The organism is Sphaerisporangium sp. NBC_01403 (assembly GCF_045040145.1).
In the GTDB taxonomy this organism is placed as follows: Bacteria; Actinomycetota; Actinomycetes; order Streptosporangiales; family Streptosporangiaceae; genus Sphaerisporangium; species Sphaerisporangium viridialbum.
Genome location: NZ_CP109534.1, coordinates 9780086 through 9805169, shown reverse-complemented (window position 1 = coordinate 9805169; position 25084 = coordinate 9780086). Strand labels below are relative to the sequence as shown.

The 25084-nt window shown below is 71.4% G+C and carries 18 protein-coding genes and 1 other RNA gene; 5 read left to right on the top strand and 14 right to left on the bottom strand.

Going from position 1 to position 25084, the window contains the following annotated elements; genetic code table 11:
* Positions 1–103 precede the first annotated feature (103 nt).
* Positions 104–1315, top strand: coding sequence for an acyltransferase family protein (locus OG589_RS44305; RefSeq protein WP_405144937.1), 1212 nt, complete (start codon positions 104–106; stop codon positions 1313–1315).
* Here OG589_RS44305 and OG589_RS44300 read toward each other — a convergent pair.
* Positions 1269–3146: a hypothetical protein gene (locus OG589_RS44300; RefSeq protein ID WP_405144936.1), complete on the bottom strand. Its 1878-nt coding sequence runs from the start codon at positions 3144–3146 to the stop codon at positions 1269–1271. The two genes, OG589_RS44305 and OG589_RS44300, sit on opposite strands and share 47 nt — an antisense overlap.
* Before the next feature lie 114 nt (positions 3147–3260).
* Here OG589_RS44300 and OG589_RS44295 point away from each other — a divergent pair, with 114 nt between their 5' ends.
* Positions 3261–4016: a methyltransferase domain-containing protein gene (locus OG589_RS44295; protein ID WP_405144935.1), complete on the top strand. Its 756-nt coding sequence runs from the start codon at positions 3261–3263 to the stop codon at positions 4014–4016.
* Here the strand turns inward: OG589_RS44295 and OG589_RS44290 are convergent.
* The 7 genes from OG589_RS44290 to OG589_RS44260 all read right to left on the bottom strand — a co-directional run bounded on the left by OG589_RS44290 (position 3957) and on the right by OG589_RS44260 (position 17105).
* Positions 3957–4949 (bottom strand): DUF3068 domain-containing protein, encoded by a 993-nt coding sequence (locus OG589_RS44290; RefSeq protein WP_405144934.1) that lies wholly within the window; start codon positions 4947–4949, stop codon positions 3957–3959. The two genes, OG589_RS44295 and OG589_RS44290, sit on opposite strands and share 60 nt — an antisense overlap.
* Positions 4946–9100 carry an alpha-(1->3)-arabinofuranosyltransferase family protein gene (locus tag OG589_RS44285; protein WP_405144933.1) on the bottom strand — a complete coding sequence of 1385 codons (4155 nt, stop codon included), beginning with the start codon at positions 9098–9100 and terminating at the stop codon, positions 4946–4948. The genes OG589_RS44290 and OG589_RS44285 overlap by 4 nt, the downstream gene beginning before the upstream one ends.
* Before the next feature lie 20 nt (positions 9101–9120).
* A complete protein-coding gene (locus OG589_RS44280) occupies positions 9121–10428 on the bottom strand; it encodes a glycosyltransferase family 4 protein (RefSeq protein WP_405144932.1) in 1308 nt (435 codons plus the stop codon).
* Positions 10429–10926: 498 nt separating this feature from the next.
* The gene (locus tag OG589_RS44275; protein WP_405144931.1) at positions 10927–12522 is read right to left on the bottom strand and encodes a hypothetical protein; all 1596 of its coding nucleotides are present in this window, start codon (positions 12520–12522) and stop codon (positions 10927–10929) included.
* A 61-nt stretch (positions 12523–12583) separates the two neighbouring features.
* Entirely contained in the window at positions 12584–14782 is a 2199-nt protein-coding gene (locus OG589_RS44270; protein WP_405144930.1) for an acyl-CoA dehydrogenase, read from the bottom strand.
* 164 nt (positions 14783–14946) lie between these two features.
* Positions 14947–15786, bottom strand: a complete 840-nt coding sequence (locus OG589_RS44265; protein ID WP_405144929.1) for a TIGR03619 family F420-dependent LLM class oxidoreductase — start codon at positions 15784–15786, stop codon at positions 14947–14949.
* Positions 15787–15866: 80 nt separating this feature from the next.
* Complete coding sequence (locus OG589_RS44260) at positions 15867–17105, bottom strand: hypothetical protein (protein ID WP_405144928.1); 1239 nt, start codon at positions 17103–17105, stop codon at positions 15867–15869.
* A 213-nt stretch (positions 17106–17318) separates the two neighbouring features.
* Here OG589_RS44260 and OG589_RS44255 point away from each other — a divergent pair, with 213 nt between their 5' ends.
* Both OG589_RS44255 and OG589_RS44250 read left to right on the top strand, forming a co-directional pair.
* Positions 17319–18419 (top strand): S1C family serine protease, encoded by a 1101-nt coding sequence (locus OG589_RS44255; protein ID WP_405144927.1) that lies wholly within the window; start codon positions 17319–17321, stop codon positions 18417–18419.
* Between the two features lie 69 nt (positions 18420–18488).
* The gene (locus OG589_RS44250; RefSeq protein ID WP_405144926.1) at positions 18489–18938 is read left to right on the top strand and encodes a hypothetical protein; all 450 of its coding nucleotides are present in this window, start codon (positions 18489–18491) and stop codon (positions 18936–18938) included.
* A 39-nt stretch (positions 18939–18977) separates the two neighbouring features.
* Here the strand turns inward: OG589_RS44250 and OG589_RS44245 are convergent, their stop codons facing one another.
* Entirely contained in the window at positions 18978–19313 is a 336-nt protein-coding gene (locus OG589_RS44245) for a hypothetical protein (protein ID WP_405144925.1), read from the bottom strand.
* A 210-nt stretch (positions 19314–19523) separates the two neighbouring features.
* Here OG589_RS44245 and OG589_RS44240 point away from each other — a divergent pair, with 210 nt between their 5' ends.
* A complete protein-coding gene (locus tag OG589_RS44240; RefSeq protein ID WP_405144924.1) occupies positions 19524–20171 on the top strand; it encodes a hypothetical protein in 648 nt (215 codons plus the stop codon).
* Positions 20172–20235: 64 nt separating this feature from the next.
* On the opposite strand, the gene OG589_RS44235 is transcribed toward OG589_RS44240, so the two are convergent.
* From OG589_RS44235 to ftsX, 5 genes are all read right to left on the bottom strand, one after another.
* A complete protein-coding gene (locus tag OG589_RS44235; protein WP_405144923.1) occupies positions 20236–20886 on the bottom strand; it encodes an alpha/beta fold hydrolase in 651 nt (216 codons plus the stop codon).
* A gap of 170 nt (positions 20887–21056) precedes the next feature.
* Positions 21057–21434: a transfer-messenger RNA gene (gene ssrA / locus OG589_RS44230) on the bottom strand.
* 318 nt (positions 21435–21752) lie between these two features.
* Positions 21753–23654, bottom strand: a complete 1902-nt coding sequence (locus OG589_RS44225) for a penicillin-binding transpeptidase domain-containing protein (protein ID WP_405144922.1) — start codon at positions 23652–23654, stop codon at positions 21753–21755.
* A 13-nt stretch (positions 23655–23667) separates the two neighbouring features.
* The gene (smpB, locus tag OG589_RS44220) at positions 23668–24135 is read right to left on the bottom strand and encodes an SsrA-binding protein SmpB (protein ID WP_405144921.1); all 468 of its coding nucleotides are present in this window, start codon (positions 24133–24135) and stop codon (positions 23668–23670) included.
* A 23-nt stretch (positions 24136–24158) separates the two neighbouring features.
* Positions 24159–25067 carry a permease-like cell division protein FtsX gene (gene ftsX / locus OG589_RS44215; protein WP_405144920.1) on the bottom strand — a complete coding sequence of 303 codons (909 nt, stop codon included), beginning with the start codon at positions 25065–25067 and terminating at the stop codon, positions 24159–24161.
* Positions 25068–25084 lie beyond the last annotated feature (17 nt).

Genomic DNA, 25084 nt, shown 5'->3' with positions numbered 1-25084 from the left:
CGGCGATATGTCCTAAAACAAAGTTCTAATTCGGGATATGTTAGTTCGGCGAGTGACCCCACGTCACGAGGGATGCGGAAAAGTGACAGAAACAGGTTCTAAGTTGGGCGGGCACCTCGACGCGCTCGACGGAATGCGGGCCGTCGCCGCCTTCGCGGTCCTGATCTTCCATGTCGCCATCGAGTCCGCCACCGCGCTTCAGGACAACTACTTCGGCGCCCTGCTCTCGCGCGGTGACGTGGCCGTGCCGATCTTCTTCACCCTCTCGGGGCTGCTGCTCTACCGCCCGTACGCCAGGGCCGCCGTGGAGGGGACCGAGCCGCCCAGCACCGGGACGTACCTGGTCAAGCGCGCCCTGCGCATCCTGCCCGCCTACTGGCTGGTCGTGGTCATCGCCATGCTCCTGTGGTCGCGCGACCACCTCGGCGACACCAAGACCTGGCTGCAGATGGTGTTCCTGGCCCAGAACTACGAGACCCACCCCTGGTGGTTCGGGCTCGGCCCGAAGGGGCTCGCGCAGATGTGGAGCCTCTGCGTGGAGGTGGCGTTCTACCTGGTGCTCCCGCTGCTGGCCGCGGGGCTCGCGAGGTTCGCCCGCCGGGGCGGGGGCGACGCCGGGCGGCGGGCGAGGCGCCTGCTGCTGGGCCTCGCCGCCCTCGCCGCGGTCTCCTACCTGTGGACGATCCTGAGCTACTACCCCGAGTACCGGCCCTACATGAACACCTGGCTCCCGCGCGCGCTGACGTTCTTCGCGCCCGGCATGGCGCTGGCCGTGGTCCTGGTGTGGGCGCGCCGCGAGCAGGACGGCCCGGCCGGGCGCCTGGTGCGCGCGGTGAACGCCTCACCGGGCACGCTGTGGGCGGTGGCCGGGCTGGCCTACGCGGTCGCGGCATCCCCGGTGACCGGCCCCCGGTTCTCGGGCGTCGACGGGGTCTGGAGCGGCGTCTTCGAGCTGGCCCTCTACAGCACCATCGCCGCGTGCCTGGTGGCGCCCTGCGCCATGCTGTCGCGCGGCGACGCCCCTGTGGGCCGGCTGCTCGGCAACCCGGTGATGCGCTACTTCGGGCGCATCTCCTACGGGGTGTTCCTGTGGCAGTTCATCGCGCTCTACATGTGGTACGACCTCACCGAGCAGCGGCCGTTCTCGGGGAACTTCCTGGTGAACCTCCTCGTGGTCGGCGCGCTGACGATCGCGCTCGCCGCGCTGACCTACAAGTACGTCGAGGAGCCGGCTCGCGGGCTGGTCCGCTTCCTGCGGCCGCCCGCGCTCAGCGCCCGTTCACCGGAACCGCTGCCCCAAGGGCGAACCCCTTGAGGCAGACGTCCGCGGACGGGTCGTCGACGCGCAGGAGCAGGCCCTTGCCCGGGGTCAGGATCGGGAAGTGCACCAGCGCGCCGGAGGTCGCCGCCAGGTTGAGCTGCTGGCTCTGGCCGCTGACCTCGATGGACACCGAGGTCGGCCGGTTGGCCGAATAGGCCAGGCCCGCCACCCCGTCCGGGCCGCCCCAGCTGACCGCCTCCGGGTAGTAGACCGAGCCGCCCAGCGTCGGCAGGCACTTCTTCTTCGGGGGCGGCACCTGGGCGAAGTCGGGGGTCACGCTCACCGGGACCAGCCTGCCGCTGTCGTCGAACACCATGGCGTGGTCGGACGGCTCGGGCACGCGCATCCGGGCACGGAGCGCAGGAGAGGCGAGCGGTGCGAGCAGGTGGTGGCTGAGGCGGCGGCCGCCGTTCCACGGCAGCACGACGGAGTCGGGCACCGGGCGCGAGAAGATCACGGTGTCGGCCGGCGCCTTGGCCAGGGCCGCCCGCACGTTGCCGAGGTAGGTCCGCACGTGGTCCCCGGACAGGGTCTGCCGGAAGTTCTCGATGGAGACCACCGACATCGTCAGGTACGCCCCGGCGGCCAGCCCCGTCACCAGCGGGACGACGGTGCCCGCGGGAACCGGCCTGCGGTAGGGGGCGGGCTCGTCGCGCAGCGGCAGCAGGGCCACGCCGAGGCACACGGCGAACACCACGACGGCGTCGGCCACGTAGCGGGTCTCGGCGCCGACCAGCCCGAGCGCGGTGCCCCGGGCGATCACCGTGGGGACGGCGTCGACGACCACGAGGTACACCGCGACGATGAGCCACGCGCGCGCCGCCCGGCGGCGGTAGAGCAGGGTGGCGCCCACCAGGACGGCGAGCGCCGTCCAGGCGGCGACGACGAGGAGCGTGGAGGGGGCGGCCATGCCGCCCGTGGACGGCACGGGACCCCACGACAGCGGGCCGCCGACCACGCCGGTGGGCAGGGTGCGGCCGAGCAGCGTTCCGATCAGGTCGGCGGCGACGTCCGGCTTGGGCACCGCCGCGCCCTCCCCGGGCGCGGTGTACTGGCGTGACAGGTACAGGGCCGTGTAGCCGCCCATGAGCAGGACGTGGACCCCCCACAGCCGCCAGTGCTCGCGCAGCTCCCGCCCCACGGAGGTGAGCCATCCGGCCTCCTCCGCCCGCAGGAAGGCCGTGGTCAGGGCGAACAGCAGCAGGGACACGAACACGCCCTTGGTGCTGAAGGCCATGCCGAACACGACCCAGCCGAGGGCCCGGAAGGCGTGCCTCGTCCCCTCGCCGCGCGCGTGGCGGAGCTGCGACGACAGCGCGAGCACGATGGCGAGCTGCAGCGGGACGGCGTTGAGCGCCGCCGACCACCAGCTGAAGGCGGGGATCGTGAGCGGGCAGAAGAGGTACACCGCCAGTGGCAGCAGGATGCCCATGCGGGGCCCGAACAGCGACCACAGCAGGCGGAACATCAGCACCGCGACCAGCGCCTGCAGGACGAACGTCACCGAGGCGACCAGCAGCCAGTCGTAGGCGGCGAGCCGCGACTCCACCCACGTCAGCCCGAGCGCGCCGGGCATCAGGTGGCCCTTGTGCACGCGGAACAGGAAGTCGAACGTCAGGTCATGCTCGTAGGCGTCCCCGACGAACAGCAGGTCGTCCTCGATGAAGTACGCGCTGCGCAGGATCGGCACGCGCAGGCCCATCGACGCGACCACCAGCAGCGTGCCGAGGAGCAGCACGGGGTGCGCCAGGCGGGCCATCCATCTCGGGTAGGCGATGCTCAGGGTCGGCTGCTCCGGCGGCTCGACCTCCGCGGTCTGCGGCAACGGTCCCTCCGATCACGCGCCGGTTGCTACCCCCGAGTAACGAACACCCTACGAGCCCCGCAAACCAGGCGCAACGCGGTGTTATGCTCCCGGGCACCCGAACCACTCCGGTGAATGGAAGCAGACGTGGAGACCTCGAACGCGCCCTTCCGCGCCACACTGGGCCGGTCGGTCCGGCTGCTGTCGGCCTTCCGCAAGGAGCAGACGGACCCCGATCTCTTCTACGGCATGCTGGCCCGCGACACGGCCGCCCAGCTCGCGACGTACACCGGCCTGCCGGGCGCGCTAGTGGCCGACGTGGGCGGCGGGCCGGGGTACTTCACCGAGGTGCTCCGCGCCCACGGCGCGCGGACGCTGTGCGTCGACTGCGACGCCGGGGAGATGATGGCGCGGGACGGCGCCGTCCCCGAGGGCGCGGTGCTCGGGAGCGCGCTCGACATCCCGCTGCGCGACGCCTCCGTGGACGTCTGCTTCTCCTCCAACGTGCTGGAGCACGTGCCCGACCCCTGGCGCATGGCGGCCGAGATGGTGCGGGTCACCCGGCCGGGCGGCGTCGTCTACCTGTCGTTCACGAACTGGCTCTCGCCCTGGGGCGGCCACGAGACCTCCCCCTGGCACTACCTTGGCGGCCACCGCGCCGCGCGCCGCTACACCGCCCGCCAGGGCCACCGCCCGAAGAACCTGTACGGCGAGAGCCTCTACCCCGTGTCGGTGGCCGCCGCCCTCCGCTGGGCCCGGTCGCGTGCGGACGCCGAGGTGCTGGACGCCCGGCCGAGGTACCACCCCGAATGGGCCACGGGCGTGGTGCGGTTACCCGGCGTCCGCGAGATCGTGACCTGGAACCTCCTGCTCGTCCTGCGCCGGCGCTGACCCCTCCGCCTTCGGGCGGCGGCGGAGGCGCACGGCCACCGCGACCGGGATGACCACGAGCGCGAGCACGAGGCAGACCACCGGGAACACGTCGCGGATCATGATCGCCCATCGCCGGAACCCCGCGGCCTCGCCCACCTGGGCGTCCACGTCCCCCGGCTCGGTGGTGAGGTCGGCCTGGAAGCTGACCAGGCGGTCCACCTGGTCGGGGGTGCGCAGGGTGTCCTGCCGCTGCTCGCGCGTCCTGACCGGCAGGCCGCTCTCCGGCTCGACCCACATCGTCCTGGTGATCCGCACGTACCTCGCCACGCTGACGAGCTTCCACGCGGGCAGGCCGAGCACCTTGCCCGGCATCTGGTCGGGCAGGTCCTCCACCTTGGCGGGGCCGACGGTGTAGGAGTAGCGGTAGGTCGGCAGGCCCTCGACGGTCTCCTCGCCCTCGTACCGCAGCGTGACCTGGCGCTTGAGCACGGTGTCGAAGATCGGGTACCCGCGCGGCTCCGCCCCGTACGGCAGCCGGAACGCCAGCCCCGTCTGCCGCACGGCCGTGTCCTGGTCGATGTACGCGTCGCAGCAGTCGACGGTGAGCCCGGTGTGCCGGTCGAAGGCCGTCCTGCGCTCGTGGTAGTCGATCCGCTGGCCGTACCCCGTCTCCAGGGACGAGAACTCCACCCACACCGCGGTGCGCGCGTCCCCCGCCACCGGGTCGCCGTACAGCGAGACCGTCTCGGTCATCGGCACGCCCGTACGGACCTGGAAGGTGGCGGTGTCGAGGTAGGTGGCCGCCGGGGCGGTGAGGTGAGAGATCCTGCGCTGGTCCAGCGGCAGCATGAGGCTGTTGCCGTAGACGTAGTAACGCAGCAGCACCGCCATCGTCACCAGGAAGGCCACCACGACGTACGGGATGGTCCTCAGCAGCTGCTCGCGCGTCACCCGCCCACCTCCGTCAGCGTGGCCTCGCGGTGCTTCGGCACCGGGCCCGCCGGGGTCGGGGATGGGCCCAGGGAGGGTACGGCGGCCAGCAGCCGGGCGACCACCACGAGGCAGCAGAGCTGGGGCACCAGGCCGGTCAGCGGCGCCACCTGGAACTCGGCGCCCACCGCCGCGCTCAGCCCGGCCAGGACCAGCGCCCACGCGGGCACCCAGGGGGACAGCGTGATGCGGGCGGCCCGCCGCGCCCGGCCGCCGCCGGCGTGCTGGGCGGCGAGCACGCGGGGAAGCCACAGACCCACCAGCACCAGCGCCGAGAGGATCACCGCGCCCGCGAACCCGCCGACCCACAGCCCGACCAGCGGCGCGGCCGGCCAGACCCAGCGGGCCCCGACCCTCCCCGCGCCCGCCTTGGGCGGGCGGCGCCCGGGCCTCGCGCGGATCAGGGCCAGCGCCGCCACGGCCACGACCAGGCCGAACCCGGCCAGCAGCGCCACCCGGTACGTCGCGTCCGGCTCGTACCTGAGCACCACCGTCCCGGCGCCCGCGGGCAGGATCCACGCCTGCCGCCAGCCGTCGAGGCGTACGGGCGTGAGCCGCGCGCCCTTGAGGTAGGCGTGCCAGCCGGCGTTGTAGTTCTCGCCGACGGTCAGGTAGGAGCGCTCGCTCGTGGATACGGCCAGCCGCCGCTCCTCGGGTCCCCAGCTCTCGACGCGGGCGGGCTGGATCTTCGTCGTGCCGTCGTCGGCGGCCGACTCCCCGCGCAGGACCGCCGACCTGACCCTGAAGGCGTCGCTGAACGGCGCCCCGACCCAGGTCATCCCCGGGATGAGCCGCACCGGCGTGCAGCCGGCGTAGGTCAGGGGACGGCCGTTCAGCACGTCGTTGAGGGTGCCGCCGACGATGCGGGTCGGCACGGTGTTGCCGTCGACCTCAAGGGTGGGGCCGTAGCCGCAGGGCAGCCGGAGCGGGAATCCGCCGAGCTGGCCGAGCGGCTTCACTCCCGGGATGCTCACCTCGGCGACCTCGATCGCCCGCGAGGCGGGCGCGGTGAACTCGATGCTGAGCCGCCGGGTGGTGAGCTCGGGGAACGCCACCCGCCCGTCGCCGCCGACCCACGCCTGGACGGTGCGCGACCCCGTGCGGATGGTGATCTTCACAGGGGGCTTGCCCAGGAAGGAGTCGGGGAACAGCACCTTGATCTGGGAGAACTTCCGGGTCTCGCCGAGGTCGATCGAGAGCGTGGGGTGGCGGTCGAACGGCTGGGCGTACCAGAGGGTCTTCTCGTCGCCGTCCATGGCCGAGCGCCCGAGGACGGCGGGGTAGTCGGTGATCGTCGAGGACGCCGTGACGTGCGGGTAGGCGTTCGGCAGCGTGGTGAGCAGGTCCGCCGACCTCGGATCGGTGAGCACGGCCGTGCCGCTCAGCGTGCGGGTCTGGTTGGAGTCGACCGCGAACAGCCGCTCGAAGCCGTAGCCGTCCTCGCCCAGGATCTCCAGCCGGTGCGAGCAGGTCCAGGCGGACGAGCCGCGCATGCAGGCCGGGGCCTTGCCCTGCGAAGTCAGCATCACGGTGCCCGCGTCACCGCCGCCGGGCAGCCCGGGAGCGGCGATGGCCCGCGTCGGCCGCACGCCGGGGATGGCGACCTCGGTGATGCCCACCCGGCTGCCGAAGGAGCTCTTCGGCTGGTAGGCCAGCTTGGTGACCCGGATGCGCAGCCAGGTCGTCGTTCCGGGCGGAGGCGCGAACAGCTGAGGATCCGCGGTCTCGCGCACGGGCACGCGCCGCGTCCCCGTCGCGGTCGACAGCTCGACCTCGGCGACGGGCGGTCCGATCGGGCCCTGGTCGAACGCGATCGTGATGTCCTTCATCGGCACCGGCTCGACGAACCTGGCCTCCAGCCACTCGCCCAGCGCGCCGTTCCACCCGTCCGACCGCCATCCGGTGCGCGCGTCGCCGTCGAAGGCGGCGAACGGCAGGCGGCCCGCGTCCCGCTCCCCCGCAGCCGCCGTGATGTCGGCGTCCGAGGAGGACGCCCTGACGTCGTCGATCCCGAGGTAGCGCGCGGACGAGGTGGCCGAGGCCCAGGCCGGGTCCAGCAGGTCGGTGGTGGCGTTCAGCTTCCCGCCCTCGGTGAGCGTCGGCCCCGCGCTCCGCCGGACGTCGCCGAAGACCATCTGCCGCCTGCGCAGGGTGTCGGTGACCACGGTCTTCCTGGCGGGCACCGACGAGGCGCCGGGCTCGTCTCCCACCAGGACCGGGGCGTCGTCCTTGAGCACACCCTGCTCCGCCATGGCCAGCACGCCCTCGGGCGCCCCCGCCATCCGCAGCGTCGCCTCGGCCGGTACGGTGCCCGCGACCGGCGCGGGGTCTGGTACCGCGTAGACCTCCAGGGCGGGGTAGGCCTGGTCGAACCAGTTCGAGGCCGTGGGACTGGAGACCTGGCCGACCAGGGGGCCGAACTGGGCGACCCGCACCAGCCCCGCGGAGTCCTCGATGGTCTGGTGGACGCGGGCCGGCCACGCCGAGCCGATGGTGTCGCGCGCCAGGTCGTTGCGGACGAGCAGGTACTTCACCCCGATGCGGCGCAGGGTGAGGGTGAGGCCCTCTGATCCCTCGCCGTCGGAGAAGCGCTCGTCGACCGCCTGGAGCAGGCGTGCCAGCCCGGCCGAGCCCCACGGCACGTTCGAGTGCGTGGCCCAGCGCACGGTCAGCAGCGACTGCATCGGCTCGTCGAGCGGACGGCCCCACAGGTACTCGCCGCGCCTGGAGCCGGGCACCGCGAGCACCATGCCATGGCCGGTGTTGGCGTTCAGCCAGGTGGCGGCGTCGCGCCAGTAGGAGGGCAGGTCGGTGAACGCGCCGGCCGGGGTGATCCCCGAGGTGGCTACGGGCAGCACGGCGAGCCCCGCGAGGCCCGCGCTGACGGCGGCCAGCCGTAGCCGCGTACCCTCCGGGCGCCACGCGGGCAGGGCGGCCAGGCCCAGGGCGAGCGGCAGCCGCAGCAGCGCGTCGAACTTGTGCAGGTTGCGGAAGGGGGCGAGCGGGCCGTCGAGCAGGGCTCTGAACTGCCCGGCCCATGGGAAGGCGAGCGCGTCGGCGTGCCCGGCGGTGACGATGACCACCCCGGCGAGCACGCACAGCACCAGGAACGTGCGCTCGGGAGTGGACCCGCGGACCAGTCCCGCGAGGCCCAGGGCGGCGACGGCGGCGGTGACGACGACCAGCCACGGCTGGGTCGCCTGGTCGTAGGCGGCGGGCAGCCAGGGCTTGCCGTCCACGGGCAGGAAGGAGATCCAGCTCGACGTGCCGCGCAGAGTGTTCAGCAGGGACGTCACGCCCGTGGTCGCGGCGGCGGTCTCGATGAACGGCAGGAAGGAGAAGATGTAGCGGCCGAGCAGCACGAGCGGCACCAGCCACCACATCGACACGGCCGCGACGCAGGCGAGCCACCAGGCCAGCAGCCGCCGCTTGCGCGAGCCGCTCCGGCGGGTGAGCAGGTACAGCAACGGCACGACGAGGACGGCCAGCTCGGCGGCGGCGTTGATGCCCCCGGCGAACAGGAACGCGACGGCCGAGAGCGCGGCGGCGCGGCGGGGGCTGACACTCTGGTCGGCGCCGCGTACGAGCGGCAGCAGGATCCACGGCAGCACCGCGCTGGGCTGGAACTCCGAGGAGTTGACGCCGATGAGCGCCAGCGCGTGCGGCGCGAGCGCGTAGGCCAGCCCGGCGAGGATCCTGGTGTTGGGGGTGCCGACGCGCAGAGCGCGCGCGACCCGCTCGGTGCCGAGGAACGCCGCGCACAGCACCAGCGTCATCCACAGCCGCTGGATGTTCCACGGAGGCATGTCGAGCCAGCGGAACAGGGCGTAGAACGGCCCCATCGGGAACAGGTAGCCGTACGCCTGGTTCTGCAGGTGCCCGAAGAAGGCGTCGTCCCAGAGATGGGCGGCACGTGCCAGGAAGCCGATCGGGTTGACCGCCATGTCGAGCTTGGTCTCGGCGATGACCTGGCCAGGCGAGGTGTTGAAGGCGATCGCCCCGAGGAGCAGGCAGCTCGCCAGCAGGCGTAGCCGCCCGCGCAGCCGGGATCCCGGGGCATCGGGCCCGGCGCGGCCGACCGTCAGGCGGCGGAACCAGGCATCAGCGGTCAAAACGCACCCTTGGCGGGGGTTCAGGGGATATGGCTCTCACCTGTGGCAAGACGGAGACCTAGGGCACGGACGTGTCCCCTTTGCTCAAGTTCGGCCGTGATGAGTCCGGTCATCCTAGCGCCCGTCCTTCCCCACGAGAACTCCGCCGCCCAGCCCCGGCACGCCTGCTGGATCCGCGCGCGCCGCTCCGGGTCCTCCAGCTCCTTCAGCGCCCGGTCGACCACGTCGGCCAGCGACTCGCCGTCCTGGACGAGCCAGCCGGTGACGCCGTGCCGCACCGAGTCGCGCAGGCCCGCCACGTCGTAGGCCACGGTGGGCACGCCCAGGGCGGCGGCCTCGATGACCGTGAGACCCCACCCCTCGAACTCCGACGCCGTGACGTTGAGCCGCGCGGCGCCGAGCACCGCGTTCTTCTCCGGCTCGGCGAGGAAGCCGTGCAGGCTCACCCTGCCGGTCACCCCGAGGGCGCCGGCCCTGCGTACCAGCGGCCGGTACTCCGGGCCGCGCCCGATCACGTGGACGTGCAGGCCGGGCCAGGTCTCCCCCAGCTCGGCCACCAGCTCGACGACGCGTTCGACGCGCTTGTGGCCGACCAGGCGCCCGAGGTAGGCGACGACCGGGTCACCTGCGACCTCCTCGCCGCCGACGTCCGCGGCCACCGGGCGCGCGACGGGGCTGCCGTTGGGGATGACCTCGATCGGCGCGAGCCAGCCGAGCTTGCCGCGCAGCTCCGTACGCGAGGACTCCGACACGGTCACGGTGGTGCAGTGGCGGTAGAGCAGCCGCGCCACCGGCCCCTCGACGAAGCAGCCGGCACGTGCCAGCCACTTCGGGAAGAACGCGTAGAACTGGCGGTCGTGCACGTGGTGGACCAGCGAGATGACCGTCGTGCGCCTGCCGACCACCAGGGGCGCGAAGAACGGGATGCCGTTCATGCAGTCGACGACCACGTCGAAGCGGCGGCGGCGCAGCAGGATCCACAGCGGGACCAGCAGGTAGACGAGGTAGCGGTTGCCCATGCGCCGCAGTTCGATGCCGTCACGCCGCTCCCTGCCCGGCTGCCCGGGCTCGCGGCTCGTCAGGAAGTGCACCGAGGCGCCCTGGCCGACCAGGTACCTGCCGACCTGCCAGGCGTACTCCTCCGCACCGCCCGCGACCGACTGCAGCGGCTCCCGGAAGTTCAGCACCGCGACCCGGACGTCCTGGAGGAGCCGGTCGGGAGCGTGCGCCGTCTCGACCGTGAGGCGGGGCGCACCGGCGGGCCCGGTTGGAGGTACGGGCACGTCGCCTGGATCGTGGGGCGCCCGGCCCGCCTGCTGTGCGACCACGACCACTCCTTCTGTGTCTCGAGCCCCCCTGGCTGGTACGCGCGTGCTCGGGCGTGGTTTCGAGCATGGGCATGGTTCCGCGGCTTGCCACCGGCCTGTTCGGCGGCAGGTTTAGCTGCCTGTTTCGCTGCCTGTTTCGCGGCATGGCGAAGCCACGCCTCGTGCTTGTCGCGAAGTGGAACCGGACGGGCTCACCGAGCGTGGTGTGAGACCCGCCCGTGGAAGATCATCTGTCGCCGTAGTTGTACAACGGCTTGTTGGGCGGCTGAGGGCTGGGGGCGACAACGTTGACGACGCTGACGGACGCGCCGATCGCCAGAACCACCCCAACGACGAGAGCGGCGAGCACTCGCACCATTGGGCTTCTCCCTCCAAAGTGCGGACGCTGTGGGCCTACCGAGAGTAGAACGTGATACAGGTTCTAAGCCAGCAGCTTGGTCAAAACGTAATAAATGGACTTACCGTCCAGTATGCACCTCCGACGGCCCCGTCACTAGGTCACAGTCGAAGCAGCAGCATCTGAGGGCCCAGGTAGGCCGGGATGGCACCGGGCAGCCGTGAACGAAACGTGTTCTCGTTCTGTGCCACGATGAGCACGTACCGTATACCGGCCGCCCTGAGCAGGGAGGTCAGGGGGCCGTCACCTGCCGCGATCGCCGCCCCGACGCGCCTGGCCAGCCTGTCCTCCCCCGCGACGCGGAGCGGCCGCCCGCCCGCCCGGCCGACGATGAGCGCGTCGTCCCAGACGACCCGCCGGGCGAACGACTTGGTGGCCGGGTCGAGGATCACCCGGCCGCCGTTCCACGCGAAGGCCCGGTGCGCGCCCCACGGCAGCGAGATCAGCGCCCCCGGGCCGGGGTCACCGTTGACGATCGCCTGGACGCGCCGCCAGTCGTCCGGATACTCCACCGCCGCGAGCCGCCCCGAAGCCCCCCAGGCGAAGGCCGGCAGGACGAGCACCGGCAGCAGCACGCCGACGACGGCCGGTACGAGCACCGCCGCCCGGTGGCCTCGGGCGTCGGGGCGGGAGAAGCGGCCCACGAGCACCCCGAACCCGACGGCCTGCACCAGCACCAGCGGAGCGACGTAGAGCTGCCCGTCCCGCAACGGCCCGAACCCCGGCCACAGCCCGATCATCCCCTTGAGCACCCCCGGCGCGTACGCCCCGGCCAGCGCGATCACCAGCCCGGCGGACGCCGCGATCAGCAGGCCATGCCGGTACGGCAGCCTCTCCTCAGAGCGCGGCGCCTCGCCGTCCTCGTCCCTGGCCGCCCCGCGAAGCCGTACGAAGGTGACCACGGCCACCACGGCGACGAGCAGGCGCGCGGTGGCGAGCGCCCACCCGGCCTGGCCGGAGACATTCGCCCGGGCGTTCCAGATGCCGCCGAGGCTGAGCAGGCTGCCCAGCGTGCCGAACGGCCCGTCGGCCCTGGCCGCGAAGGCGTCCACCCCCGCGGGATCGGTCACGGCATGGCTGAGCAGCGCGGGAACCGCCCACGGCAGGCTCAGTACCACCAGTACGGCCAGGGCCTCCAGCGTCCCGCGAAGCCGCCGGGAGGGGCGGGTGGCCGCCACGGGCAGCACGGCGAGCGCCGACACGAGCATGGCCTGGAAACCGCCGACGGCGGCCGGGACCAGCGCCAGGGCCAGCCGCCACGGCCCGCCTCTGGCCGCCGCCCTGACCGCCCACGGCAGGCCGGCGAACCCGAGCAGCAGCGCCCACTGGCCGAGCAGCAACCGCTGCGCGAGGTAGGCGTTCCACGCGTAGAACACCGCCGCCGCCAGCCGGGGAACCACCCGCTCCCCCGGCACCAGCGCCGCCGCCCCGGCTCCGGCCAGCACGAAGATGCCCAGGAGAACGAGCTTCTGCACGGCCTGCGCCGGTAGCACCGACGACAGCAGCGCGACGACCTGGTCGCTCGGCACGGCACGCGGGAACCCGCCGGGATCGAGGCGCAGCGGCGGGCCTGGCACGAACACCATGTCGTACAGGAGCGTGAACCCCGGCCGGAGGGCGGGCCCGAGCGCCAGCACGCCGAGCGCCAGCCCGAGCACGGCGGGCAGCGCCCGCGCGAGCCGGGAGGGATGCCGCATGGCGTACAGGCTAGCCACCAGCGGGGGGCGAACGAGCGGGGAAGGCTTGATCGTCAGGCGGCTACTTCCCTGGTTCGGGGTCGCGGGGGAGGCCGAGCATGCGTTCGGCGATGATGTTGAGCTGGACCTCGGTCGTGCCGCCGTAGATCGTCATCGCGCGGGTGGCGAGCACGGCGCGGTTCCAGTAGCCGGCGTCGCCCAGCTTCATGTCGGCCGCCACGGTGGCGGAGGCGCCCAGCAGGCTCACCGCGCACTCGGACACGTGCTGAGCGTGCGAGGTCGACAGGAGCTTGCGCACCGAGGCGTCCGCGCCGGGCTCGGACCCGGCGAGCTGCTTCAGCGTGACCCGCATGCTGAGGGCGTTGATCGAGTGGCCCTCGCAGACCACGCGGGCCAGCTCCTGCCGCTCGGCCGCCGTCAGCTCGCGGCCGAGGCGGGACGCCAGGCCGAGCAGGTCGGTGACCGAGGAGCCCGTGCCGCCGGATCCGGACGACAGAGACACGCGCTCGTTCGACAGGGTGTTGCGCGCGACCCGCCAGCCCTCGTTGATCTCGCCCACGACCAGGTCGTCCGGCACGAAGACGTCGTCGAAGAAGACCTCGTTGAAGAGGTTCTCACCGGTCATCTCGGTGAGGGGCCGCACGGTCACCCCCGGGGCCTTCATGTCCACGACGAAGTAGGTGATGCCGTCGTGCTTGGGCTTGGAGGTGTCCGTGCGGGCGATGCAGATGCCCCACTCGGCGACGTGCGCCACGGAGGTCCAGATCTTCTGCCCGTTGAGCTTCCAACCGCCCTCGACCTGCTCGGCCTTCATCTGCAGCGAGGCGAGGTCGGAGCCCGCGCCAGGCTCGCTGAAGAGCTGACACCAGATCATCTCCCCGGCCAGGGTGGAGGGCAGGAACCGCTCCTGCTGCTCGACGGTGCCGTACGCGGCGATGGACGGCACGACCCAGGCGCCGATGATCATCTGCGGCAGCCGTACGCGCGCGGCCTTCAGCTCCTGGTAGATGAGCACCTGCTCCAGCGGCGAGGCCCCACGGCCCCACGGCTCCGGCAGGTGGGGCAGCACGAAGCCCTTGCCGGCGAGCGCGCGCTTCTGCTCCTTGCCCTCCAGCGCGGCGATCTCCGCGATCTCCTCGCGAAGGGAGGTGCGCAGCGCCTCGGCGTCCTCGGGGAGGTCGAGCTCCATCTCGCGGGCGACGCCGGACAGGGCGTGCGAGGCCACCGACTCGGCCCACTCGGCCGACGGGCCGAGCAGCGCGCGAAGGGTCAGCGCGCGGCGGAAGTAGAGGTGGGCGTCGTGCTCGAAGGTGTAGCCGATGCCGCCGAAGGTCTGGATCGCGTCCTTGGCGCACTGCACGGCGGCGTCGGGGGCCATGACCCCGGCGATCGCGGCGGCGTAGCCGAGCTCGTCACCGCTCGCGCGGGTGGCGTCCCAGACGGTGGCGCGGGCCTGCTCCAGCGCGACCAGCATCCGGGCCGCCTTGTGCTTGATGCCCTGGAACTGGCCGATCGGGCGGCCGAACTGCACGCGCACCTTGGCGTACTCGGAGGCCGCGCGCACGCACCACGAGGCGACGCCGGCCGCCTCCGCGCCGAGCACGATCGCGCCGAGGTCACGGACCCCGGCGCCGGTCAGCCCGTCGAGCACCCGCTCGCCGGGCACGCCGAGCGAGTCGACCTCGACCTTGGCCACGCCCCTGGTGAGGTCGAGGCTCTTCAGCGGGGTGACCGTCACAGTGTCCCTGGACAGGGCCACCCACTCCTCGCCACGGTCGGTGCTCACCGGGAGCACGAGCACGTCGGCGAGGGCGGCGCCGAGCACGGGCTCGGCGGTGCCGCTCACGGTCAGGACACCGTCGTCGTCGCGGGTGCCGGTCAGCGTGCCGGTGAACGCGACGGCGCCGGTCAGGGTGCCCTCGGCGAGGCCGGGCAGGAGCTCGGCGCGGGCCTTGCCGTCGGAGGCGAGGATCACGACGGACGCCAGCACCGTCGGCACGTACGGGCCGGGCGCCATGCGCTCGCCGAGCGCCTCCACGGCGACGGCGGTCTCCAGCAGGCCGAAGCCGCTCCCGCCGTACTCCTCCGGCAGGTGCAGGCCGAGCAGGCCCTGGTCGGCGAGGCCGGCCCAGAAGCCGGGCCGTTCCTCGGTCTCGGCGCCCACGGCCGAACGCACGACCTCGGCGGGAATGTTGCGCTCCGCCCAGCCGCTCACGGACTCGCGGAGCGCCTCGTGCTCCTCGCTCAACCCGATCGCCATAACACCCTCCGTGCGGTTCGGCCCCAAGACGTGGCAGAACCATATTCTAGAAGATGCTTCCAAGGCGAACCAAGAGCCGACCACATCCGGCCCTGAGTCAACTTACCGAGCACACCGCGTGAAGGTGTGGAAACGCTGGGCACCGGCCGGCGCGCGGCAAAGGATCACTCGCCGTGCGCGTCGGCCAGCGCCTTCTCGAAGGCGTCCATCTCCCGCTCGATGCGGGCGAGCCCCGCGGAAGGCAGCCACGGCATGACCCGGGCGACCCCGGCCTTCTCGCACTCCTCCAGCACCTTCGGATCCGGCGGCACCGACAGCATGACCACCCGTACGGACTTCCCGGCCTCCTCGGCCCTGCGGAACAGCTCGGGCACGCGCTCCAGCACGCCGGGGCCATAGTTGGGCAGCCAGGCGTCACCGTACGACAGGACGCGGTCGAGCACCTTGGGGCCCGTGCCACCCACCAGCACAGGCGGGTACGGCTGCTGGACCGGCTTGGGCCACGACCAGATCGGGTCGAACGACACGAACTCGCCGTGGTACTCGGCCTCGTCGTGGGTCCAGATCTGCTCCATCGCCTCGACGCGCTCCTTCATCACCGCGAACCGCCTGGCGGGGTCGACCCCGTGGTTGCGGATCTCGGGGTCGTTCCAGCCGGCGCCGACGCCGAACTCGAAGCGGCCCCCGGTGAGATGGTCGATGCTGGCGACCGTCTTGGCGAGGGTGATCGGGTGGTGCTGCACCACCAGGCAGATGCCGGTGCCGACGCGCAGCTTCGTGGTGGCCATGCCGGCGACCATGCACGTCGTGAGCGTGTCGTAGGTGTGCCGGTACTTGCGCGGGAGCGGACCGTTCTCGGGCCGTCGCGGCAGCTCCACGGAGGCCGGGATGTGGGTGTGCTCGGAGAAGAACAGGGCCGCGTGCCCTCGGTCCTCCACCAGCCGGGCCACGGTGTCGGGAGCGACCGCGTCATGCGTCGCGAAGTAGCCGAATCCAGAGTCCATCGCCCCAAGGTAACCCGCGCCCCCGCCGCAGCTCCGCCGACACTCGGATGCCTCCTGACCAGGCGTTTCCCGGCCAAGGACTAGATCGCGCGGGCCGTCCAGAACAGCATGTTCAGGTCGTGGTAGAGGGCCGCGCGGGTGTCGGGGACGCTCGCGAACAGCATCGCGGGCTTCTTCTTGGCCGTCGAGATCACCATGACGTAGGCCTGCGAGGAGTGCTTCTTGCCGCCCTGGACGTAGCTCACCTTGTAGCCGAGCACCCAGCCGAGGTTGTACCGCGCCCGTTGCGAAACCGTCCAGGTGAACTTCGACCCGGCGGGCTGGTAGCGCAGCGTCCACTTCGCCGCCTTGCCCGCCAGCTTGCGGAAGTCCTCGTACGTCGCCGGCGCCCTGGGAACGGCCACCGGCACAGGGGCCGAGCCGATCAGCGCCTGGGACTGCCGCGACGTGCCGGCCTTCTGCGCGGACGTGAAGGGGTCGCGGGTGGTCTTGGCCCACGGGGTGCCGTACTGCGCGTAGCTGATGCCGGCGGTCTGGTCGACCGCGTACGACGCGACCGGCGTGCCCGTGCCGGTGAAGACCGTCATCGTCTTGGCGGCGGGGACCGGCGGGACGGCGATCGGGGTCGGCTTCGGTGACGGCGGCGCGCCCGACGCGGCGGGGCCGCTCCCCTGCGCCGGGCTGACGCGCACCTGCTCGCCGGGGGTGTCACCGCCGAACAGCATGAAGATCAGAACCACGACGATGCCGGTGACGATCGCCGCGCCGATGCCGTACACCGCTCTTATGGGAATGTCGCCGATCCGGAAGATCGCCAGGGCCAGCCACCGGGGCCGCCTCCTCGCGCGGGGGGCGGCGGGCCTCGGCCGGTCGGCCAGGGCCCCGAAACTCGACGGGGGGCCCGGCTCGGGCGCGGCCGGACGGGCCGGAGTGGCCCGGGCGGCCGCGGTGGCCTGGGTCGCCTGGGTCGCCTGGGTGGCCGCCGAGCCCGCCACGGGACGGTCCGGACGGAGGAACGGTCCAGCAGGCCTGCGGACATCCGCTGTGACGTTGTAGTCCACGGTCTCCCGCGTGCTCTCCTCCTGCGCCGCCGAGTCCGTGCCCGCGTGGTCCGTGCCCGCGTGGTCCGTGGCCGCGTCGCCGGAGTCCTGCCGCGCGCCGGTCTTGGCGGCCCGGGCCTTCGCCGCCTCTGCCATGGCGAGCGCCTGCTCGGGGCTCACCCGGGGCATCGGCGTGGTGGGCGCCTCATAGGAGGGAACGTAGGTGGGAGGCCGCCCCGAGCCCGGGCGGCTGGGGGAGATTCCAGCGCCGTCCGCCATGTCCGCAGACTACGTCACAAATCGTGATCCCCGAGGGCCGACGCCTCGTGCCACGGCGACGGAAAACGCGTTGTAGCAGGTAGAACGCGCGAGCCCGCACCCAAGAAAATCGGGGCCCGGACAGGCGGAGCCGGCCCGCCGGGCGGCTATCAAGATCAACACGTGGGGCGCGAACAGCGAGTATCTTCCGCGTGGTCGGGCATCACCTTTTCCATGGAGACGACACCAGGAACTCGGCGTACCGGACATGCGGGCCGGCACGCCCTCGCCGCCGGAGTGGTCGGGGTCCTGGTGGTGCTCAGCGGCTGTGGGCTCGTCGGGGCACCGGCCTCGACGGACCGGGCCTCCAAGAGTGGGATCACGACCCGGCCGGCCGCGCCGGTGATCTCGGAGGAGCAGGCGTACGAGCGGGTCATCGCCCAGGTGCTGCCGTCCATCGTGCAGATCAACACCTCAGGAGGCCTGGGCTCGGGCGTCGTGTACGACACCGACGGACATATCGTGACAAATGCCCATGTGGTGGGTAAGTCGAAGAACTTCGAGGTCATCCTGGCCACGGGCGGCAAGCCCCGCAAGGCCAAGCTCGTCGCGTCGTACCCGCTGGGCGACCTCGCCATCATCCGGGTCGGCGACAAGTCGGGGCTCACCCCCGCGACGTTCGGCGACTCCACCAAGCTCAAGGTGGGTCAGATCGTGCTCGCCATGGGCAACCCCCTGGGCCTGTCCGGCAGCGTGACAAACGGCATCGTGTCCGCGCTCGGCCGCACGGTCACCGAGCCCCAGGGCGAGGGATCACCGGGCGCCACGATCACCAACGCCATCCAGACCTCGGCCTCGATCAACCCGGGCAACAGCGGCGGCGCGCTCACCAACCTCTCGGGCGAGGTCATCGGCGTGCCCACGCTGGCCGCGATAAACCCCGAGCTGGGCGGTGGCGCGGCCCCCGGCATCGGCTTCGCCATCCCGAGCTCCACCGCCAAGGACGTCGCCGAGCAGATCATCAAGAACGGCAAGGTCACCAACACGCGCCGCGCCGCCCTGGGCGTCCGGGTGAACACCGTCGTCGGGCCCGACGGCCAGCCGGTGGGCGTGGGCGTCGCCCAGGTGGACCCGGGCAGCGGCGCCGCGAAGGCGGGCATCAAGCCCGGCGACATCATCATCAGCGTCAACGGCAAACCCACTCCCACGGCCGCGACCCTCTCCGAGGTGCTCGCCGGCCTCAAGCCGGGCGCCCAGGCGAGGGTCGAGCTCCTCCACCCCGACGGAAGGACAGACACCGTCACCGTGATCCTCGGCACCCTCTCGGGCAGCTGACCGCGAGGCCTCGTATCGCCGGGGGGTCACTGACACCAGGTGTCAGTGACCGGGGCATAGCTTGTCCGCATGAACGACTTCGACTTTCTCATCGGCACCTGGAACGTGACCAACCGGCGGCTCAAAGAACGCCTGAAGGGGTGCACGGAATGGGATGAGTTCCCCGGCGTCTCGACCTCCAAGAGCATCTTCGGCGGCACCGGGAACATGGACGAGATCGACTTCCCTACCATGGGATTCTCCGGGCTGACCCTCCGGCTGTACGACCCCGAGCGCGAGGAGTGGTCGCTGTACTGGACCAGCAGCCGCTCCTCGGTCATCGAGCCGCCGGTCATCGGACGCTTCGACGGAGGCGTGGGCGAGTTCTACGCCGACGACACCCACCAGGGCATCCCCGTACGGGTGCGCTACCTCTGGTCCGGGATCACCGCGACCACCTGCCGCTGGGAGCAGGCGTTCTCCACGGACGGGGGCCGGACCTGGGAGACCAACTGGATCATGGAACACACCCGGGCCTGACCTGGACCCGGTTCGCGAACCGCGGCGAGGGCGGGCGTGTCAGGACTTCGCCCGCCACTTGCCAAGGAGGAAGGCGACCGCCGCCACCGCGAGGATCAGCCACAGCACGGCGGCGAACTGGAGATCTGCCCTGCCGATGACGGCGAAGAGCCCGCCCATCCCGAGCCCGCCCAACACGGCGGCGGCCGAGGGGGAGACCTTGAGCCCGGAGCGGGCGGGCTTGTGCGTGGCGAGCCTGGCGTCGATCCGCTCGTCGATGGTGTTCCCGATGCGATCAACGAGCGCGTCGGCGAGCGCGTCCTCGTAGTCCCCGCCCAGTTCCCGGCGGGCGGCGAGCGTGGCGGCGACGTCGTCTCGCTGGATGGATTCGGCCATGGGCGGATTGTGGCGATTCAACGGCCGTTTCCCTAGAACTCCGGCAAAACCCCAGCCAGCCCGGCGTGTCGCGGCCACCGCCCACACCGGAGGCGGTACTGCCGCCGGACCCGGCATACGCCATTGGATCAAGAACGACTAGAGTCCTTATGTCGTGAGATGTCCCTTGGTTCTCAATGCGCTGATCGCCGCGATGGAGAATGGCAGCCGATGACCACCACCACATCCGTCTCCGCGCGGCAGCTGATCGAGCAGGCGGCGCGAGGTCAATATCGCACCGTGTACACACCCTCGGCGCTGGAGGCCGCCGCCAAGGTGCTGGCGGGCCTGCACGAGACCGGACAACGTCACGGCATCGGCCCCTCGGACTGGGCGGGGTTCCACGGCGCCGACCACCGCCTCGCCGAGGCCGTTCTCCTGGGCCAGACGACGGCGTACCGCCGGGCCTCGCTCACCGACCCCGGCGACCCGCTGGCCCTGCTCACCGCCGCCGCCGAGCGCGCCGGCCTGAAGACCCTGGCGCCCCGCCCCCACACCGGCGACCCGGCCGTACCCGGCTCACGCGGGGACGGCGAGCGCGACCGTCCGGACCCGGCCCCCCGGGCCGCGATCCACCTTGCGCGGCTCTCGCAGACGCCTCCGTGGGGTTGGGACGGCATGGCGTCGCTCGTGGTCTCGCTGGACCGCTTCGACAACCCCGTGAGCCCCGCGTGGAAGTGGGAGCTGTTCCCCGACGTCGGCGAACCCAGCACCCAGATGGTGCAGGTCGTGGCGCCGCCCCCGTCGCCCGCCGTGGCGGACGAGGTGCTCGCCATCGCCCACCTGACACTGACCGGCGCCATCCGCCTCTACCGCTGACCGGCCGCCGGCACCGGCACTAGCGCCCGCAGTCGCCTTCCGCCTCTGACCGGCGTGGCCCGGCTCAGCGCTCGAGGAACTCCGTGAGCGCCGCGAGGAACTCCTCAGGGCGCTTGGCGTGGACGTCGTGGCCCGCCTCGATCGTGACCAGCCGGGCATCAGGTATGCGAGCGGCCAGGTCGGCGACCTGATCCTGCGGGAGGTGGCTGGGCGCGCCGCCGGCGATGACGAGCGTCGGCGCGCTGATCTTCGCGAGCCGCTCCAGCCACGCCGGGTCGGGATGATTGCGCTGGTAGGCGGTCTGCTCGACCATGGCCCAGTCGAAGGCCAGCGCGCCCTCCGGTTTCGCGGGCAGCGGCAGCCCGGCGGGATGAGGAGCGGGAACGTCCTCCAGCACCAGCCGCTCCACCCTGTCGGGATACTCCTCGGCGATCAGGCACGAGACCATGCCGCCGAGGGAATGGGCGACGAACGTCGCGCGGGCCACCTCCAGATGGTCGAGCAGGGCGACCACGTCGTCACGCATCAGCTCCAGCGAGTAGACCCCCGGCCATTCACTGTGCCCGTGGCCCCGCAGGTCAGGCGCGTAGACCCGCCAAGAACCGGCGAGATGGGCGATCACGCGAGCCCAGTCGGTGTGATCGAGCCCCCGCCCCGGCAGCAGCACCACCGGCGGCGCCCCCACCTCCCCCGCCACCAGAAAAGCCAGACGCACCCCATTGACAGAAACGACCTGGAGATCACTCACCCCCCCAACCTAGACTGCCCCCATCCCGCCCGACCTGGAGTTCGCGACGGGTGAAAGGACTGGGAGGGCTTAATAGTGCGGGAAAAGGATCAAGGGCGGTCGGTGGGCCTTGGGGCTACCGACCGCCCTTGGCGATCTGGTGGAGGTGGCGGGAATCGAACCCGCGTCCTTCAACACCACGACAGGGCTTCTCCGGGTGCAGCCTGCTTCGATTTTCTCAGCCCCGGTGATCACGCAGGCGTGTCATCGACGGGCTCAGTCACTGTTAGGTTTCCCTATCGGCCCCGTGACCGGGTCGATCGGTTTAGCCTCCTAGCGATGCCAGATCCGGGCCGGAGGCGGTCCCGGGCTGACAAGGGCTTGGTCCTCGCTCAGGCGGCGAGGGCCATGTGGCCCTGAGTGCGCGTGTTATTGGCACTTATTGTTTTGCGGTCACAGTGTTAACGAGGTTATGTCCGCAGTCCTCGACCCGCTTCCCCTGGCGCGACATGTCAAAGTCGAAACCAGTCACCCCCTGTGGAGTTGTCACCCGGTCTCGCGAAAGACCAGGTAACCAGAAGATACTCTAGAGAACACCCAAGGCGCCAACTTGATTCCCGGCATGCCCGGCGCGGAGGGCCCCGTACATGCCGAAACCCCCGGAGGCGTGGCACGTGGCGCACGCCCCCGGGGGCCGACCGGCAGGGTCGAGCCGGTCCGGACGGCAGGGCTTCCCCCGAGATGAAGCCCTGGTCTCATCACGGCGACTGAGCCCGCAACCCCCAAGCGGTGCCCAGTCATCCAGAAAGACGCAGGCCGAGCCCCCAAAGGTTGCTCGGCCCGAGATTTATTTTTCAGGCGGCCGAGCGGGCGCTGCGGAAGAACTGCCCGGCGATCTGCGCGGAGCTCGTCGCGCTGGTCGTCTCGCTGAGCACGGCCACCGCGATGTCGCCCTGCCAGCCGACGAACCACGAGAGGCTCCTCGCGCGCTTCTTGTCGGTGTAGGTGATGGCGGCGGAGACGCCGTGGACCTTGTCGCCCGGCGCTGCGGCCGCCGCGGCCGTACCCGAGGTGACCCCTGACCGCATGAGGGCGCGCAGCTTGGTCAGGGTCTGGGGGTCGAGCGCGACAGGGCGCGGAGAGGCGGGGGGCGGGGCGTCGGAGGAAAGATCGGGCGAGCCGGGAGAGGTGACCAGCGTGGGCGGACGCCACGTGCCGGAGGCGACCGCGCCGGCGACCAGCGCCATCGACAGCGGGCTGACCCGCACGCTCTGACCAGCGATGATCTTCGCCTTGGCGGCGTCGCTCGTGGCCGCCGGGACCGTGCCGCTGAACGACCGCAGCGGCAAAGTCCAGTCGCCGCCGATGCCGAAGCGGCTGGCCGCCTCGGTCAGCGTGCCCGCGTCGACACGGCGGGCCAGCGACGCCAGCGCGGTGACGCATCCGTTGGCGAAGTCGCTAGCGATGGTGGGCGACGTGCCGAGCGGGCCCACGGCCACCTGCTCGAACCGGGCGCCTCCGACCGTGCGGCCGACCGGGCACGGCAGCTTCTGCCTGGGATCGACTCCCCCGGCGAGCAGCCCCTCGGCCGCGACGACCGAGAACGCGGTGCCGGGCGGGAACCGGCCGTTGAGCCCGTCGCGCGCCTGGTTCATCTCGTGGGAGCCCACGGCCAGGATCTCGCCGGTCGAGGCCTTGACCGCGACCAGGGTGGCGGGGACGGTGCCGCTGACGGCGAGGTCGGCGGAGCGCTGCACGCCCCTGTCGATGGTGGTCTTCACCGACGTGGTGTTGGACCTGCCGGGCCACTGGGCCAGCTCGGCCACCTGCTCGCTGGTCTTCAGGTCGTAGGTGATGACCTTCGTGCCGGTGGAGCCGGTGAGCTGGTCCTGGTAGGCCTTCTGCAGCCCGCCCTGGCCGACGGTGTCGCCGGCCCGCTGCGGGCCGCCGAGCTGCTGCTCGGTCTCCGGCGTGATCGCGCCGACCTTGCCGATGATGTCGGCGGGCTGCGCGGGCGCGACCGGCTGCGACTTCTTGTCGATCTTCAGGTCGGGGATCTCGTCCAGGCGGTCGCGAAGCTGGGCGTACTTGGTGCCGCCGAACGTCACCAGCGGCACGAAGTCCTGCGGCGGGGCCGACCTGATGCGGCTGAGCAGGCGGTCCTGGGCGAAGCCGGTCACCTGGTACAGCCGCTCGCACACGCCCACGGGGTCCTTGACCCTGGCGGGGTAGACGCCCGCGACGTAGAGCGTGGCCTCCCGCTGGAGCGCGTCGCCGTTGCGGTCCTCGATGGGCTGGCGGCCCATGGAGGAGACCTCCACCGCGAACCGCTGCCCCTCGCGGAGCTGCGGGTGGATGACGCTGGGCGACCAGCGGACCTTCCACACGCCGTCGACCACGTGCAGCGGCAGGTCGTTGTCGTACTGCCACAGGGGGTTGTTGTCCCCGAGGTCGACCTGGACCTGGAACCTCGCGTCGGCGTTCTCGCCGTTGGTCCGCAGCCCCTTGAGGGAGAAGCGGAGCGACGCGGCGTCCAACTGCAGGCCGGCGTCCTCCAGGGCCCTCTTGACGACCTTGGGGTCGCCGTCGGTGCGCTCTGCCGCGGAGTCGTAGTCGCCGGTCTGCCACCCGACCAGGAACTGGCTGACGGCCTCGTGGGGCGACGGCTCGCTCAGGCAGGCCGACAGCAGGGGGACGGCCACGGCCAGCGACAGCCCGGCCGACAGCGCTCTTCTGATACGTACGGCTAGCGGCACGACTGATCGGACCTCATCGGTTGCGGTGACGAAGAGCGCGGGCCATCTCCCGGGTCGCCTGCTTCTCCGCGAGGTCGTGCCGCTTGTCCCAGGTCTTCTTGCCGCGCGCCACACCGATCTCGACCTTGGCCTTGCCGTCCTTGAAGTACAGCGAGAGGGGGACCAGCGTGAGGCCGGACTCCTTGGTCTTGGCGATGATCTTCCCGATCTCCTTGCGGTGGAGCAGGAGCTTGCGGGGGCGCCGCGAGGCGTGGTTGGTCCACGTGCCCATGTGGTATTCGGGGATGTGGATGTTCATCAGCCACACCTCGTCATCTTTGACCTGGGCGTACCCGTCGGACAGGCTCGCCCGGCCGGCACGGAGGGATTTCACCTCCGTGCCCATCAGGACGAGCCCAGCTTCGTAGGTGTCGTCGATCTGATAGTCGTGCCAGGCACGCTTGTTCTGGGCGATGAGCTTGCGCCCGGTCTCACGTGGCATAGCGTCGAGCCTACCGGGGTGTGTCACACCCTCAGGTATCGCCGGAGGGTGACGAAGGAGGCGAGGATACAGATCAGCACGCCGACCACGGTGGTGAGCGTGATCACCTGCGCCACCTCGCTCCAGCCGAGCTGCGTGGACAGGACGAAGTACTCCCTCATGCCGTCGAACAGCACGACCTTGGCGAGCATCAGCAGCACCGCGGAGATCACGCCGCCGACCAGGCCGGCGATGGTGCCCTCCATGACGAACGGCAGCTGGATGTAGAGGTTGGAGGCGCCGACCAGGCGCATGATGCCGGTCTCCCGCCTCCGGTTGTACGCGGACAGCCGCACCGTGTTACCGATCAGGAGGATCGCCGCGAAGACCTGGATCATCGCCACGACGAGCGCGGCCCAGCGCAGCTTGCTCATCAGGCCGAAGAACTTCTCGAGGAGCTGCTGGTCGTTGACCACGTTGGACACGCCGGGCGCGCCGCTGAGGGCGTCGAACACGGCCTTGTAGTCATCCTGGTTCTTCAGCTTGACCCGGAACGACTCGGGCATGTCGTCGACCTTGACCGCGGACAGGAACACGCTGTTGCTGCTGTAGGCATCCTTGAAGTTCTTGTAGGCCGCCTCCTGGCCCTCGAAGAAGACCTTGTCCACCTGGGCCATGCCTTCGATGCGCGTCTTCAGCGCCTGCTTCTCCTGCTCGCTGACGGCGCCGCGGCCCTTGCAGGCCTCGAACGGGTCGTTCTTCTTGCACAGGAACGCCGAGAGCTGGACCTTGTCGGACCAGTAGGTGCTCATGCTGCCGACCTGTGCGTTGATCATCAGCCCAATGCCGAGCAACGCCATGCCGATGGCAACGGTCACGATGACCGCGACGGTCATCGTGAGGTTGCGGCGTAGGCCGATCCAGACCTCAGAGAAGATGAAGTTTGCCCGCATGCTGTGGGTGTCCCCTG